The organism is Streptosporangium sp. DT93, assembly GCF_049844535.1.
Classification (GTDB): Bacteria; Actinomycetota; Actinomycetes; order Streptosporangiales; family Streptosporangiaceae; genus Streptosporangium.
On record NZ_JBNCLF010000022.1, the window covers coordinates 62,045 to 76,541 of the forward strand.

Annotated in this window: 14 protein-coding genes; 2 read left to right on the top strand and 12 right to left on the bottom strand. The window is 71.0% G+C overall.

Annotated elements, in window-relative coordinates:
• Positions 1-3: 3 nt before the first annotated feature.
• From argF to ACLQ2R_RS33545, 3 genes are all read right to left on the bottom strand, one after another.
• Positions 4-1,008 (bottom strand): ornithine carbamoyltransferase, encoded by a 1,005-nt coding sequence (gene argF / locus ACLQ2R_RS33535; protein WP_344887272.1) that lies wholly within the window; start codon positions 1,006-1,008, stop codon positions 4-6.
• A gap of 105 nt (positions 1,009-1,113) precedes the next feature.
• The gene (locus ACLQ2R_RS33540; protein ID WP_425965432.1) at positions 1,114-2,358 is read right to left on the bottom strand and encodes an arginine deiminase; all 1,245 of its coding nucleotides are present in this window, start codon (positions 2,356-2,358) and stop codon (positions 1,114-1,116) included.
• A complete protein-coding gene (locus tag ACLQ2R_RS33545; protein ID WP_425965433.1) occupies positions 2,355-3,794 on the bottom strand; it encodes an amino acid permease in 1,440 nt (479 codons plus the stop codon). The genes ACLQ2R_RS33540 and ACLQ2R_RS33545 overlap by 4 nt, the downstream gene beginning before the upstream one ends.
• Positions 3,795-4,232: 438 nt before the next feature.
• Between ACLQ2R_RS33545 and ACLQ2R_RS33550 the strand changes: the two genes are divergently transcribed.
• Positions 4,233-5,195 (top strand): Acg family FMN-binding oxidoreductase, encoded by a 963-nt coding sequence (locus ACLQ2R_RS33550; RefSeq protein WP_425965434.1) that lies wholly within the window; start codon positions 4,233-4,235, stop codon positions 5,193-5,195.
• 152 nt (positions 5,196-5,347) lie between these two features.
• Here ACLQ2R_RS33550 and ACLQ2R_RS33555 read toward each other — a convergent pair whose 3' ends face one another.
• Positions 5,348-5,683: a helix-turn-helix transcriptional regulator gene (locus tag ACLQ2R_RS33555; RefSeq protein ID WP_425965435.1), complete on the bottom strand. Its 336-nt coding sequence runs from the start codon at positions 5,681-5,683 to the stop codon at positions 5,348-5,350.
• 294 nt (positions 5,684-5,977) lie between these two features.
• Here ACLQ2R_RS33555 and ACLQ2R_RS33560 point away from each other — a divergent pair, with 294 nt between their 5' ends.
• The gene (locus ACLQ2R_RS33560) at positions 5,978-6,946 is read left to right on the top strand and encodes a TerC family protein (RefSeq protein WP_425965436.1); all 969 of its coding nucleotides are present in this window, start codon (positions 5,978-5,980) and stop codon (positions 6,944-6,946) included.
• Between the two features lie 178 nt (positions 6,947-7,124).
• Here the strand turns inward: ACLQ2R_RS33560 and ACLQ2R_RS33565 are convergent, their stop codons facing one another.
• From ACLQ2R_RS33565 to ACLQ2R_RS33600, 8 genes are all read right to left on the bottom strand, one after another.
• Entirely contained in the window at positions 7,125-7,700 is a 576-nt protein-coding gene (locus ACLQ2R_RS33565; protein WP_425965437.1) for a restriction endonuclease, read from the bottom strand.
• A gap of 185 nt (positions 7,701-7,885) precedes the next feature.
• The gene (locus tag ACLQ2R_RS33570) at positions 7,886-8,137 is read right to left on the bottom strand and encodes a hypothetical protein (RefSeq protein ID WP_425965438.1); all 252 of its coding nucleotides are present in this window, start codon (positions 8,135-8,137) and stop codon (positions 7,886-7,888) included.
• Between the two features lie 189 nt (positions 8,138-8,326).
• Positions 8,327-9,343: an Acg family FMN-binding oxidoreductase gene (locus tag ACLQ2R_RS33575; protein WP_425965439.1), complete on the bottom strand. Its 1,017-nt coding sequence runs from the start codon at positions 9,341-9,343 to the stop codon at positions 8,327-8,329.
• A gap of 13 nt (positions 9,344-9,356) precedes the next feature.
• Positions 9,357-10,016: a CBS domain-containing protein gene (locus tag ACLQ2R_RS33580; protein WP_425965440.1), complete on the bottom strand. Its 660-nt coding sequence runs from the start codon at positions 10,014-10,016 to the stop codon at positions 9,357-9,359.
• Between the two features lie 144 nt (positions 10,017-10,160).
• A complete protein-coding gene (locus ACLQ2R_RS33585) occupies positions 10,161-12,446 on the bottom strand; it encodes a heavy metal translocating P-type ATPase (protein WP_425965441.1) in 2,286 nt (761 codons plus the stop codon).
• Complete coding sequence (locus ACLQ2R_RS33590; protein WP_425965442.1) at positions 12,440-12,928, bottom strand: universal stress protein; 489 nt, start codon at positions 12,926-12,928, stop codon at positions 12,440-12,442. Before ACLQ2R_RS33590 ends, ACLQ2R_RS33585 begins: the two co-directional genes overlap by 7 nt.
• Before the next feature lie 82 nt (positions 12,929-13,010).
• The gene (locus tag ACLQ2R_RS33595; RefSeq protein WP_344887296.1) at positions 13,011-13,490 is read right to left on the bottom strand and encodes a CBS domain-containing protein; all 480 of its coding nucleotides are present in this window, start codon (positions 13,488-13,490) and stop codon (positions 13,011-13,013) included.
• Complete coding sequence (locus ACLQ2R_RS33600; protein WP_425965443.1) at positions 13,490-14,356, bottom strand: universal stress protein; 867 nt, start codon at positions 14,354-14,356, stop codon at positions 13,490-13,492. The genes ACLQ2R_RS33595 and ACLQ2R_RS33600 overlap by 1 nt, the downstream gene beginning before the upstream one ends.
• Positions 14,357-14,497: the final 141 nt, after the last annotated feature.

Sequence of the window (14,497 nt, forward strand, 5' to 3'; positions counted from 1 at the left end):
CGCTCAGGCCCCCAGGGTGGCGACCATGACGGCCTTGATGGTGTGCAGCCGGTTCTCGGCCTGGTCGAAGACGATGGACCGGGGCGACTCGAAGACCTCCTCGGTCACCTCCAGCGCCTCCAGGCCGGTCTTGGCGAACAGCTCCTCGCCGATCGCGGTCTGGCGGTTGTGGAAGGCCGGCAGGCAGTGCATGAACTTCACCCCGGGGTTGCCGGTCGCCTCCACCAGAGCGGTGTTCACCTGGTAGGGCAGGAGCAGTTCGATGCGCTCGTCCCACACCTCCTTGGGCTCTCCCATGGAGACCCACACGTCGGTGTAGAGGAAGTCGACCCCCCGCACCCCCTCGGCCACGTCCTCGGTGAGGGTGATCCTGGCGCCGGTCCGCCCGGCGAGTTCCCGGGCGGGCCCGACGGCCGCGCTCTCGTCGGGCCAGAGCGAGCGGGGGGCGACCAGACGCACGTCCATGCCGAGCATGGCGCCGGTGACCAGCAGCGAGTTGCCCACGTTGTTGCGGGCGTCACCGAGGTAGGCGTAGGACACCTGGTGCAGGGGCTTGCCGCCGTGCTCACCCATGGTGAGCATGTCGGCCAGCATCTGGGTGGGGTGCCACTCGTCGGTGAGGCCGTTCCAGACCGGCACGCCGGAGCAGGCGGCCAGTTCCTCGACGTGGGCCTGCTCACGTCCGCGGAATTCGATGCCGTCGTACATCCGGCCGAGCACGCGGGCGGTGTCCCTGACCGACTCCTTGTGACCCATCTGCGAGCCGGCCGGGTCGAGGTAGGTGACGTGGGCGCCCTGGTCGTGGGCGGCGGCCTCGAAGGCGCAGCGGGTGCGGGTGGAGGTCTTCTCGAAGATGAGGACGATGTTCTTGCCGGCGAGCCGCTGCCGCTCGGTGCCGGCGCGCTTGGCGGCCTTGAGGTCGGCGGCCAGCTCGATCAGGTGGCGGAATTCCTCGGGGGTGAAGTCGAGTTCCTTGAGGAAGCTGCGGTTGCGCAGGTCGATTGTCATGGGGGTCTCCATTGCGGGGATCTGGTCAGGATCGCTGCGAGATGGGCGGGTCGGGGGCTCCTGCCGGGGTGGCCCGGCCGAAGGGGGCGGGGAGGGCGCCACGGGTCAGATGCCCTCGCGCTCGATCGGGCAGCTCATGCAGCGCGGGCCGCCGCGGCCTCGGCCCAGCTCGCTGCCCCGGATCGTGATCACCTCGATCCCGTTGGCGCGCAGGTGGTTGTTGGTGGTGGTGTTGCGCTCGTAGGCCACGACCACGCCCGGCCGCAGGGCCAGCACGTTGCAGCCGTCGTCCCACTGCTCGCGCTCGGAGGCGTAGACGTCCTGGACGGCGGTCAGGACCTTGATGTCGTCCAGGTCCAGTGCCCGCGCGATGGCCCGGTGCATGTCCTCGGCGGGATGATCGGTGATCTTGAGTTCCTTCTCGTTGTCCCCGGGCTCGACCGTGTAGGAGGGCAGCATGCCCAGCCCGGCGAACTTGGTGAACACGCCGGCGTCCACGTTGGTCATGACCGTGTCCAGGTGCATGAACGCCCGCGCCTTCGGCATGTTCAGCGCGACGATCTTCGTGGCCGCCCTTCGCGCGAACAGGCTCCGCGCCAGCATCTCCACCGCCTGCGGCTGGGTGCGCTCACTGATCCCCACCAGCACCACGCCCCCGCCCAGGACGAGGACGTCGCCGCCCTCGACGGTGGCGGGCGCCGAGGGGGTGCCGGCCATCCAGACGTTGTAGCCGCCCTCGTCGGGCCGGTCGTAGCCGGGGGCGAACGTCGGGTGATAGCGGTAGATCGCCTCCATGTTGACGGTCTCGCGGCGGCGCGCCTTCTTCCTCATCGGGTTGATCGAGACGCCGTCGTAGATCCAGCAGGAGGTGTCGCGGGTGAACAGGTGGTTGGGCAGCGGCGGCAGGACGAAGTCGTTCATCTCCAGCACGCGGAAGGCGAGGCTCCTGGGATCGCAACCCAGCTCCATGATCTCCCGCTTGGTGATGCCACCGGTCAGGAACCGCGCCAGCGTTGCGGTGTCCAGGCCGTCGAGGGTGTTGCGGACGGCGTCGGCGGCCATCGGCCCGAAGAAGCGCTCGTCGACGCTGCGGTCGAGGATGTGCTTGCGCGCCTCGAGGATGCCGACCGTGGTCCGCAGGAGGTCCGACAGCAGGTGAACGGTGATGCCGCGGTCGCGCAGGACCTGCTGCCATTCCTGGTGTTCCTCCACCGCGCGCTGCACCCACAGCACGTCGTCGAAGAGGAACTCGTTCTTGTTGGAAGGGGTCAGCCTCTTCAAGGACAGCTCGGGGCTGTGCAGGATGACTTGGCGCAGCGTGCCGACCTCGGAGTCGACGTGGAGTCTCATCGCAGTTCTCCCGTGACGATGTGCGTGGTCTCCTTCGGGCCGTACTCGCCGCGCGAGGCCTTGACCCAGATGTAGACGGGGATGCCCACCAGGAGCATGAGCGTTCCCTGGAAGACGGCGTCGGCACCGGCGCCGAAGATCATCCAGAAGCTGAACAGCAGGGCCACGACCGCCAGGGCCATGTTCCAGGCCAGGTGCCCGCCCGCCGCCCGCCGCCCGTCGGTCGTCAGCCAGAACAGCTGGGCGGCGGCGGAGAACAGGTAGGGGACGACCGTGGTGAAGGCGGCCAGCAGCAGGATCGTGGTGAAGGCGTTCTCGGCGGCGAAGGCCAGCACGAACGTCGCCGAGGTCAGGGCCGTGCCGGCGACGATGCCGACCCACGGCACGTTGCCGCCCCTCATTCGGGTGAACATCTTCGGGAACAGGCCGTCGCGGGCGGCGGCCATCGGCATCTCGGCGACCAGGAGGGTCCACCCGTTCAGCGCCCCGAGACCGGAGACGATCGCGAGGGCGGCCATCACCACGCCCCAGACGCCGCCGCCGAACATCGCGTTGATCGCGTCGGCGAAGGGCGCCGTGGAGTTCACCAGCCTGTCGTGGGGGACGGTCCCGAAGACAACGACGGTGCCGAGCATGTAGAGCACCGCGCAGGCCAGGGTGCCGTAGACGCTGGCGCGGCCGATGTTGCGCTCGGGGTCGGAGACCTTCTCCGCGGCGATGCCGGCACTCTCCACGCCGGAGTAGGCGAACAGCACCAGCGCGGCCGACACCGAAAGGGCACCGATCCACGAGCCGTCCGTGGCGTTGAAGGGGCCGAAGTTGCCCGCCTTGACGAAGAACAGGCCGACGATCGCGACGAAGACCAGCGGGGCGAACTTCACGACGGTGGTGACCAGCTGGAACAGGCCCATCCTGGTGACACCGGCGAGGTTGATCAGCGCCGGGATCCACAGGCCCGTCAATCCGATGACCACCTGGGTGGGGACGCCGCTCCAGTCGAGCCCGAACGTGGCGTCGGCGAAGTAGACGACGTAGCCAACCCAGGCGAAGGCGATACCGGCGTTGCCGGCCCAGGCGGTGATCCAGAAGGACCAGGCGTTGAGGAAGCCGGGGAACTCCCCGAAGCCCTCGCGGGCGTAGGCGTACGGCCCGCCGGAGGCCGGGAGGCGGCGGCCGAGCCGGCCGAAGACGACGGCGAGCGCGAGAGCGCCGAGGGTGACGATGCCGAACGCCAGGATGCTCACGGTCCCGAAGGCCGCCAGCGAGGCCGGGAGCAGGAAGATCCCGGTCCCCACGATGTTCCCGACGACCAGCGCGACGGCCTGCGGCAACCCCAGGCGGCCGCCCTTCGTGCCGTCCTCGGTCCTGTCACCTGCTGCGCCGGTCCGATCGGCGAGGGCCACTGCAGGGAGTGGCCCGCCTCCTGTGTCGTTCATGACGCCTCCCGTCGACGATGACGTGACCACCTGCCGGACGGCGGTGGGTCTTCTCGGCGTGGACGGCGTGATGGCCTCTCGGATCTCATGTGGCCCGTGGTGCGTCTGTCCAGTAGCCGGGAAACTGTCACTATTCGACCGTTTTTTCCGATTCTTCGTCACGGGAGAACGGCCTCCATCGACGGGACCTTTGTCCTCTCATGTCGCTGTCCTGGTGTTCTTTGCCGTCGACACGGAGGCGAGACGCGGAAAATCACGCATCGGCGCGAGGTCGGTGTCCCGGCGCCGCCGACGGGCACCGGTGACGACCCCGTCCTTCCCGGCCCCGCGAGTGCCCGTGGCCCACAGGTCCCCCCTCGCCGGGACCTTCGCCCCTGCCCCGGCCGCTGGCGCGGGACGATCCTCGGATCACGGAGGTTCGCCTCAAGGAGGTCCGCCATGCTGAACCCGCTCGCCACGCACGCCGGAGCGCGCCGTCTCATCACCGCGGCCGGCGCCGCACCCTCGGTGCACAACACCCAGCCCTGGCGCTTCGTCGTCCGCCACCGGGAGTACGTCGAACTCCACGCCGACCCCGACCGCCGGCTGAAGGTGGCCGACCCGCGCGGCCGCTCCCTGCACGTCAGCTGCGGCGCGGCCCTGCTCAACCTTCGTCTCGCCCTGCGGGTGAGCGGCCACCGGCCGATCACCTGGTCCGTCCCGGCCGCCGGGGATGGCTCGCCCACCCTGCTGGCCGCCGTCCGGCCCGCATCGGCCGCCCCCGCCTCGGCGGCCGAGCACACCCTGTACGAGGCGATCACGACGCGGCGCACCAATCGCCAGCCGTTCACCGGCCGGTCCGTCCCCCGGGCGGTCACCGACGAGCTGAGCAGGGCTGCCCGGATGGAAGGCGCCGACCTGGTCCTCCTGGACGCCTCGGCGAGCGCCGTACTCCTGGAGGAGGTCGCCGCGGCCGAGGAGGCGCTCACGCGTGACCGTGACTACCGCGCCGAGCTGGCGCGGTGGACCTCCGGCCGCTCGCACCACGACGGCATGCCGCCCTACGTCCAAGGTCCCCGGCCAGTCGGCGACCTCGCGCCCGTGCGCGATCTCGCCCGGGTGAGCGGGGAGCGGGCCCGGTTCGAGGCCCATCCCCGCCTCGCCGTCGTGACCACACCGGGCGACGGCCCGGCGGACTGGCTGCGAGCCGGGCAGGCGCTGCAGCGGGTACTGCTCGTCGCCACCGTGCACGGGGTGTCGACGTCGTTCCTCAACCAGCCGCTGGACCTGCGCGACATGCGCCGCCGTACCGATCCCCGGCACCCCGTCGGCCACCCCCAGATGATCCTCCGTCTCGGGTACGGCCCCGCCGTACCCCACGCCCCGCGCCGACCGGCCCTGGAACTGCTCCGGATGGCGTGACCTGCGGCGGCCTCGCCTTGCGCACCCCGGACCGTGATACGAGTTCCCGGCAGGCCGGCGAAGGCGCGGACATCGGCTGCGTCACACGTGACCTGCGTGGATACCGTGATCATCCGGTTGACGCGAGCGTTCCCTCCCGGCCGGTCCGGCCCTCATCCGGTGACCTGGGAGCCGGTGAACGAGTCGGTGAACAGGGCGAGCAGGTCACCGATGCGCCGGTCGGCCTCGGCGGGATGACGGAAGTGCCCGGCCGGGTTGACGGTGTACTCGTTGCGCCGCCCGACGCGTTCGCGGCGCAGGTAGCCGGCGGCCTCGAGGTCGGCGACGATGGCCTGCGCGGCGCGTTCGGTGATGCCGACGGCGTCGGCGACGTCACGCAGCCGGGCGGTCGGCTCCCGGGCGATGGCCAGCAGCACGTGGGCGTGATTGGTCAGGAACGTCCACTCCTTGGTCCCGCGAGCCGCTCCGGCCTGAGCCGCCTGAGACATCTGATCACCATCCGTACGGTCCGGCCAGGGGCAGGTCACCCTCCAATGTACGCACGCGAAGACACGAAAGCGGCATCGCGGTTCCCCACCCCGGATCCTTGACATACGAAAACTACTTCGTGAATACTCGATCGTAGTTCGAGGGGGAGTACCCGACGTTCGACGCGCCGCCGTCATTACGGACCCGGCAGATCCGGATCCCGGCGACGCAGCCACCTCCGCGGTGGCCCGGGGAGACCTTCGACCAGCAGCGCCGGCCTCCGCGCGAGGCCCGGCCGGTCGAAAGGTGTTCCGTTGCCCGTTTCCTGGTGGGTCTGGGCGGCGCTGATGCTGGCGATCGCCGCGATGCTCGCGATCGACCTGTTCCTGCACCGCGACAACCACGTCATCGGCTTCCGCGAGGGCGCCCTCTGGTCCGGTGTCTGGATCGCCGCAGGACTGCTGTTCGGCGTGATCCTGTGGGCCTGGCAGGGCGGCGACGTGGCTGGCACCTACTACGCCGGATACCTGATCGAGAAGGCACTGTCGATCGACAACGTCTTCGTCTTCGCACTGATCTTCACCCACTTCGCCGTACCGGCGGCGGTGCAGCACAAGGTGCTGTTCTGGGGCGTGATCGGAGCGCTGGCGTTCCGGCTGGCGTTCATCTTCCTCGGCGCGGAACTGCTGGAGACCTTCTTCTGGACCGCCTACCTCCTCGGCGCGTTCCTCATCTACACCGGCTACACGATGGCCTTCCGCCACGGCGAGCAGACCCCGCCCGACCGCAACCCCGTGGTACGCCTGGTCCGCCGCGTCATCCCCACCGACGCCAACTACCACGGCGACGCCTTCTTCACCCGCATCGGCGGCAGGCGCGTCGCCACCTTGCTGTTCGTCGTCCTGATCGCCGTCGAGGCCACCGACCTGATCTTCGCCCTCGACTCCGTCGCCGCGATCCTGGCCATCACCACCAGCACGTTCATCGTCTGGACCGCCAACGCCTTCGCCATCCTGGGCCTGCGCAGCCTGTACTTCTGCCTGGCCGGGCTGCTGCGCCGCTTCGTGCACCTGCACTACGGACTCGCCGTGCTGCTGGCCTTCGCCGGGGTCAAGCTCATCCTGTCCGAGACCCCCGTCGGGAAACTGCCCATCCCGGTGACGCTGGGCGTCATCGTGATGACCATCACCGTGTCGATCGCATGGAGCCTGCGCACCACCCGCACCACCCACGACGCCGACGCCCCCGCGGCCCCTTCCACCACCGACGCCCCGGCCCCGTAACCGCCCCCGCACCGCTCCGACCGGAAGCGGAGCATGCCCGGACGATCATCCCGGTCACCGCTGTCGCGGGCCTCCGGTCACGACGTGGCCGAGGTGGGCTCTCCCGCCTCACCCCGCCTACGCCGCGCGGCAGGCCGCTGAACGCCGGAGCTCGAATGAGCGGGGCCGGAGGGTTTCTTCAGCGTCGTTTCTGGTCGTCCATGGGGGCCGTCGAGAGCGGCGTGCCGTCGTGACGGATCAGCCGGTTCGAGGTGTGCCGCAGGCGTCGCAGTCGCCGTAAGGGGGTGGTGAGCCTCAGCATCTGCTGCAGGGAGACCCCCTCGGTGGCCCACCGGCGCAGTTCCTCGCGGCCGAACAGGTGGATTCGGAAGTCGGCCGCCGTCTCCCGGGCCCCGCTGGTGAAGGACCCGTTGGTGATCACCACGGCGACATCGGCCCTGTGGGCGGGGGCGGCCGTCCCGTTCACCGTGTAGATCACCGAGGCGCCGACCTTGGAGCCGCTCGTGGTGTGCTTGCACTGGGCGACGACGCGATAGCCACCCGGGATACGGCCGATGACGTCGGCCGCCTTGTCCCCTCTCCGGCCGACATGCCGGGCGTCGATGCCGTCGCGCACCATGAGGTCACGCACCGCCAGCTCGAAATCGGTGTAGCTCAGCGCGTCCAGGTCCGCCAGCGTCAGCCGTACCTCACGCAACCGCGCGGACCGGCGGCGAATGGCGCTGATCTTCCACCATCCGAAAGCCACTGCCATCGCGACAATGACGATTCCCGCCGCCACACCGACATACCAATGACCGGAAACGAAGTCGACAGCCGTCCGGATCATATGAAAGACCGCCGAAAACGCGGCCAGCGCGACGAAGGCGGCCGCGATCCACTCGATCGGGCCGGCCGGTTTCCGAGGACGAGGAAGGCGATGGTGCCACCGTGGGCGTGTCACGGCGCCTCGGTCGGCTCGGGGGGCGGAATGTCGGCCCCTGCGTGCTCGGCGATCGGATCCGGGACCGGTGCGACGGGCTCGGAGACTGGCGACGGCCGCTGCGGGACGTCATGGCCCTCATCGGGCAGGGTTCCCCAGAACCATGCCGCTCCGACGATGACGGCCAGGATCACCCACCCTGATGCTTTCTTGTTTTTCGGCGCGGATTTCCTGACCCAATGTCCGCGTCGGAAATACTTTTCCGCCATGACGCCTCCCTGCGGATCTCGACCGATGTATTCGACGGATCGACCGCCACAGGGAGATGGAAACATATGCCACCGACAAACGCGCCGATTCGATGAAGGATCATAGAATCGTCCGCGCCGAAAAACATTACCTTGTGGTAAGTGAATCGTCGCCGGTGAGCAGAACCTGTTGGCCGGCGAGCGGTGGCCTCACGGCGAGGACGCCGCTTTCGCCGGGCCCTCCTCCAGCACCTCGGCGACCGGCCGCCGCACTCCCCCACCGTCGTCGAAGGTGACGCCCAGACGCATGATCATCTGGGGGTACTCCTGCGAGCACAGTTTCTGGCGCAGGAACTCCCGCAGGTGGAACATCTCCAGCGCCTGGGTGTGGAAGGCCGCGCCGAGCCCGTGGGCGCAGGCGCGCAGCAGGACGCGCTGCAACGCCTGGCCGGCCGCGAGCCAGTCCCGGCGGGAGTCGCCCTTAGTGGTCAAAATCGCCACGACACCGGTGGAGGCGGAGAAGAACTGGTCGCTGTCGTTGCCCCAGGGGTGGCCGTGGGTGTAGTCGCGCTGGGCGAAGTGCGGGCTGGTCCGCCGGGGCGCGCGCGGGTAGCCTTCGGCCGGGACCCCGTCCTGGCGGGAGCTTCCCGGCGGGCGCGCCCAGCGGATCAGCTCCAGCGACAGCAGCCGGTCTTGGGACTGCACGTCCTGGGCGGCGCAGGTGGCCGAGGCAAGCACCCGGATCGCCGCCTCGGACCGGACCGGTGTCAGCCGCGCCCCCTCACCGCCCGCCTCGGCCGCCAGGGCCTCGAGGAGACGTTCCGGGACGGGCGACGGCGTGAAACCGGCCCGGTGGGTGCGGCGACGCTCGATCTCGGCGTACAGCGACCGGGCGTTCTCGTCGGCGGCCACGGCCGCTCCCGGCCGTATCGTGGCCAGCAGGGCCGGGCGGTCGGGGTCGGGCAGCACGCGCACCCGCGGTTCGTAACCGAGCGCGCGCAGGGTGAGCCGCACGTTCACCAGGGCCGCTCCGCAGCTGATCAGCAGCTCCCGGCCGTCAGGATCGGCCACTCGCAGTTTTCTGTCGCTGTCGGCGCGCAGCGCGATCTCATCGCCGTCGACGCCGAATGACCAGGGCTGGGTGTTGTGCACCGACGGGGCCCACGTGGCGGCCCGGACCGCCGCGCGGACCACCGAGGTGATCTCCTCGCTCGTACGGGCGTTCATGATCTCACTCCTGTCACAGGAACGGCGGAACGGGGACCCGGTCGTCGGAGGAGCAGGTGAGGGTGTTCTCGACGTCGAGGACGCCGTCGATCTCACAGACCGCCGCGACCAGGCGCGTGATCTGCGACCGGAAGGCGACCCGGCCGGTCAGCGTGACCACCCCGGTCTCGACGCCGACACTCACCGTCTCCGGGCCGGTGAGCCGGTCACAGGCCGCGACGACCTCGCGTTCGATCTCCTCGGCCGGGCGGGCGAAGACCGCCAGCAGATCACCCTGGTGAATGGTGCCGGTGATACGCCCGGTGACCGCGTCGATCACCGGTAGCTGCTTGATCCGATGCCGGTGCATCAGCCGCGCCGCCTCCCGGACGGCGGTGTCCTTCGTGACGGTGATCGCGGGGGTGGTCATGATCTGCCCGGCCGTGCCCCCCGCGGCCTTGCGATGCTCCTGGCGCCTTTTGTGACTGTCGAAGACGCCACCGGAGCGAGTGCCGGAGTCGGTCTCCTTGAGCAGGAGATCATCGTCGGCGACCACACCGATGGGGCGATCGTCGGCGTCGATGACGGTGAGCGCACCGACCTTGAAACGCCGCATGGCGTCGACCATCTCGATGAACGTCGCCTCCGGCCGCACCGCGATCGCCGCGCCTGCCATGACTTCCCTGACCTTCATGACGCACCTCCTCACTACAACGGTCGCAAAGCGGCCCGGAAGGCGGCAGTGGCGAAAGTCCCCCGACGGCAGGGACCTATGGTCCGTTCCGCTGCGGGTGAGCGCTCCTGGCGGGTGGCCTCGCCCCCCCGCGATCACCACCGGTCACTGCCGTGCCAGGGAGAAGTAGGCCTCCTCCTCCTGATCGAAATGCAGCAGCAGGACCGCGTGCAGGCCGTAGAGGCAGGCGTACAGATCCTCGAGCCGCTCCGGACGCACGCCGCCGTCGTCCTCGGCGAGCGCGAGGTGGCGCCCCAGCCGGCGCACGAGCCGTTCGATCTCCGCGTGTGCCCTGCTCATGGTCATCGTGACCTCGGGACCGCCGAGAGCGCGTTCCATCGCCGGGTAGAGCCGCCGTTCCTCGGCCCGCTCGTGCGGGAGCAGGCGTTCGGTCAGGAAGGCGTGAACCTCCCTCAGGCGGCCAAGAGCCTCCTGCGGGGAAGCGCCGGCCATCTCGTCGGCGCTCTCCCGGATCATCTCCAGAGGCGGCCGCAACGAGGAGTGCTCCGTTTCGAAGCGGCGCAGCAGGGACTCGGTGGGGGCGTCGACCACCGTCCGGGTCCCCCGCCCCGGCCGCAGGGCCCGCAGCGCGTTGAGGATCACCGCCACGTCGATGACCTCCTGCAGCAGAGCGCCAGGCGCGGGCGGCAGTGCTCCGGCCGCCGCCACGATCATGGCCAGCAGGGACAGGGCCATGCCCGCGCCCGCGCTCTGTACGGCGATGCGGCGGGAGCGGCGGGCGACGTCCATGGCGTCGGCGAGCCGGTCCAGGCGGTCGGTGGTGAGCACCACGTCGGCCGCCTGGGTGGAGGCGGCCGAGCCGCGGGCGCCCATGGCGACCCCGACGTCGGCGGCGGCCAGGGCCGGGGCGTCGTTGATCCCGTCGCCCACCATCACGCTCACCGCCCTGGCCGCCTCCTGCCGTACCGCCCGTACCTTGTCGGCGGGGCTCTGCTCGGCCAGCACCTGGTCGACGCCGAGTACCGTGCCCACGCTCTCGGCGACCTCGGCCCGGTCCCCGGTGAGCATGACCACCCGCTCGATCCCGGCGGTGCGCAGCCGCCGCAGGGTCCGCGCCGCATCCGGCCGTACGGCGTCGCGAAGCAGGATCACCCCCGCGGTCTCGCCGTCCACGCCCACCCAGACGGTCATGGCGCCGTCCAGCGCGGCCCGCGCCCGCTGGGCCCGTTCCCACGGCGAGGAGGTCGAGGAGGTCGTCGCTTTGCCGACCTCTATCCGGTGGCCCTGCACCACTCCCGCGGTGCCGGTGCCGGGTCTTTCCACGACCGCGGTCGGCTGCGGCAACTCGGCCCGGTGGACGCGGGCGGCAGCGACGATCGCGGCGGCCAGGACGTGGGAGGACATCTGATCCACCGCGGCGGCCCAGCGCAGCAGGTCGTCGGCGCGGACGCCCGGCGCGGCCACGACGTCGACGACCCGGGGGCGTCCGGCGGTCAGCGTCCCGGTCTTGTCCACGATGAGCGTGCGGGCCTGTCCCAGCCGTTCCAGCGATCCCCCGCCCTTGACCACCACGCCGTGGCGTGCCGTACGAGACAGCCCCGAGGCGATGGCCGCCGGCGCGGCGAGCAGCAGCGGGCAGGGGGTGGCTACGACCAGCACGGCGACGGCGCGTACCGGCTGACCGGACAGCAGCCAGGCGGCCCCCGCCAGCAGGAGCGCGGCGGGCAGGAACCAGGCGGCGAACCGGTCGGCGAGCCGTACCACCGGAGCGCTGTCCGCCTCGGCCTGCCGCGCCAGTCGTACCACTGCCGCGTAGGTGCTCTCGGCCGCGGTGCGGGTGGCGCGCAGGTCGAAGGCGGAGCCGGCGTTCACGACGCCGCTGCGCGCGCTCTGCCCCGTGGTGCGCTTGACCGGGATCGACTCTCCCGTCAGGGCCGACTCGTCCAGCAGCGCCGGCCCCGTCGCGATCACTCCGTCGACGGGGACCGTCTCACCGGGGGGAACCAGCAGCAGGTCGCCGGGACATACCTGGTCGACCCCCACGAGGCCGGGCACGCCGTCCCGGTAGCGCCGGGCCGAGTGCGGCGCGCGTTCGTACAGGGCGGTCAGGTCCCGGCGGGCCCGGCGCAGGGCGTAGTCCTCCAGTGCCCGGCCGGTGGCCAGCATCACGCCGATCAGGGCGCCGGCGAGATACTCCCCTACGGCCAGTGCCCCTGCCAGGGCGAGCACGGCGATGGCGTCCACGCCCAGCCGGCCGCTTCGCAGCGCCGAGATCACCCAGCCGGTCGCGGGCACCAGGGCCAGGCCGGTGACCGCCGCCCACAGAAGATCACCGGTGCTGTCCGCGCTGGCCAGGTGGAGTGCGCCTCCGGCCAGCAGCCCGCACGTGGTCACCGCGAGGAAGGCGACGGTGCCGAGACGTCTCACCATCCACGCCTCCCCCGGGTGGCCGTCTCGCCCCGGAGACGGGAATGTGTTTCGATCAGGTGGGGGACGCGGGCGTGCGGTGGGATGACCAGCACGGGGCAGAACGCGTGAGCGGCGGCGTGAGCGCTCACCGAGCCGAGCAGCAGGCCGGTGAGCCCGCCCAGGCCCCGGGATCCGACCACCAGGGTCCTCGCCGTCCGGCTGAGCGAGACCAGTTCCGGCCCCGGGGTTCCTCGGGCCAGGACCGAGCGCACCTCCTGGCCCGGCAGCAGCCGCTCGGCCAGCCGTACACCCTCCAGCAGGACATGCTCCGCGAGCCGGCGTCGCTGTTCGGTGATCGCCGCCTCGCGTTCGGTGTGAGGACCGTCCCAGACATGGCAGACGGTCAGCCGCGCTCGTTGCGCCCTGCACTCCAGCGCCGCCCACTCGACCGCGCCACGGCTGTGCGGTGACCCGTCGAAAGCGACAATGATCTCTCCTTTCACGGCGCCCCCCGCCTGGGGGCGACCATGACGTCGCGTCGAGGGTCGGCGACAGGAGCCGCCCCGCGGCAGGGATGCCCTCTCATCACGCGGGGACGTGGGAGGGCACCACCGGGACCAGGCGGAACATTCCCGTCATCAGCTCCGGCGCCTCCCGGGGTTCGGGAAGGCGGCCGGCCACGGCCCGCAGCACGTCGGTGGCGGTCATCATCCCCGCCAGCCGGTGATCGTCGCCGATCACCCCGATCGCGTCGACACCCGCGTCGATCATGGCGGCGACGGCGACGGCCAGGGACGTGCCAGGGGTGGTATGCGGGCGGCGGCGGTCGGTCAGCAGCGCGCGGACCCGCACGTGGGACTGCTCCATCGGGCCCCCCGACCAGCGGGCGGTGAGGTCCTCACGCGTCAGGATCCCGCGCAGACGGCCCTGCCCGTCGACGACCGGCAGATGGTGCACACCCGCACGGCGCATGATCTCCCACGCCAGGAGCGGGGACTCGTCGAGATCGACGGCGACCAGGGTCCGGCTCATCACCTGCCCCACGGTCAGACGAGCGGTGTCCATCACGCCTCCCCTCGGGCCCGGACCACGGCGACCGGACAGCGGGCGTGGTGCAGGACCCCGTGGCCGACCGAGCCCAGCACGGCCGAGCCGAACCTGCCCAGCCCCCGGGAACCGACGACGACCAGGTCCGCGGCGGCCGAGGCGTCACACAGGACACCGACCGGATGCCCGCACACCAGCCTCTGCTCGACGTCGACCCCCGGGTACTTCTCCCGCCACGCCGTGAGCGTGTCGGCGCAGACGTGCCGCTCGGCGGCCAGGATGTCCTCGACCAGCGGCGTGTAGACGAAGGCGCCCGGTCCCGCGACGGGCATCTGCCAGGTGTGGATCGCCTGCAGCCCGGCGCCACGGCGGGCGGCCTCCTCGAAGGCGTACTCCAGCGCCGCCTCCGAATGATCGCCGCCGTCGAAGCCCACGACGATCCGGCCGCGTGCCCGCTCCGGGACGTCCCTGACGACCACGACGGGGGTGGCCACGTGCCCGGCCAGGGTCAGGGAGACCGATCCGAGCAGCAGGCCGGTGAATCCGCCCAGCCCTCGGCTGCCCAGCACGAGCTGCTCGGCGTCCTCGGCCTCGCGGCGCAGGACCTCGCTCACCCGGCCCGCCTCCAGCAGGGTCTCCACCTGCAGCTCCGAGGCGCGCTCGCGTGCCAGCGTGGCCGCTCGTTGCAGTACCTCCTGGCCGTACTCGGTGACGGAGTCGCGAAAGCCCGGCGGCGTCTGGAGCGGGATGTCACCGGGCCACGGGTCTTCCACGTGGACGATCTTCACGGCGCATCCGCGCCGGACCGCGTCGTCGGCGGCCCACCGGACCGCGTCGTCCGCGGACGACGAGCCGTCCACTCCCACCACCACATGCGCTGTCATGCCGACCTCCTCGAGTTCTCCCTCTCCTACGGGTTCTCCTTCCATTCGACCGGCCGGCGACGTTTTCCGCAGCGGCCCAAAGGCCCCTTCACCGGGGACTTCCGGCCCCATTCCTGCAGAGCGCCACCAGCCGTCGCCATC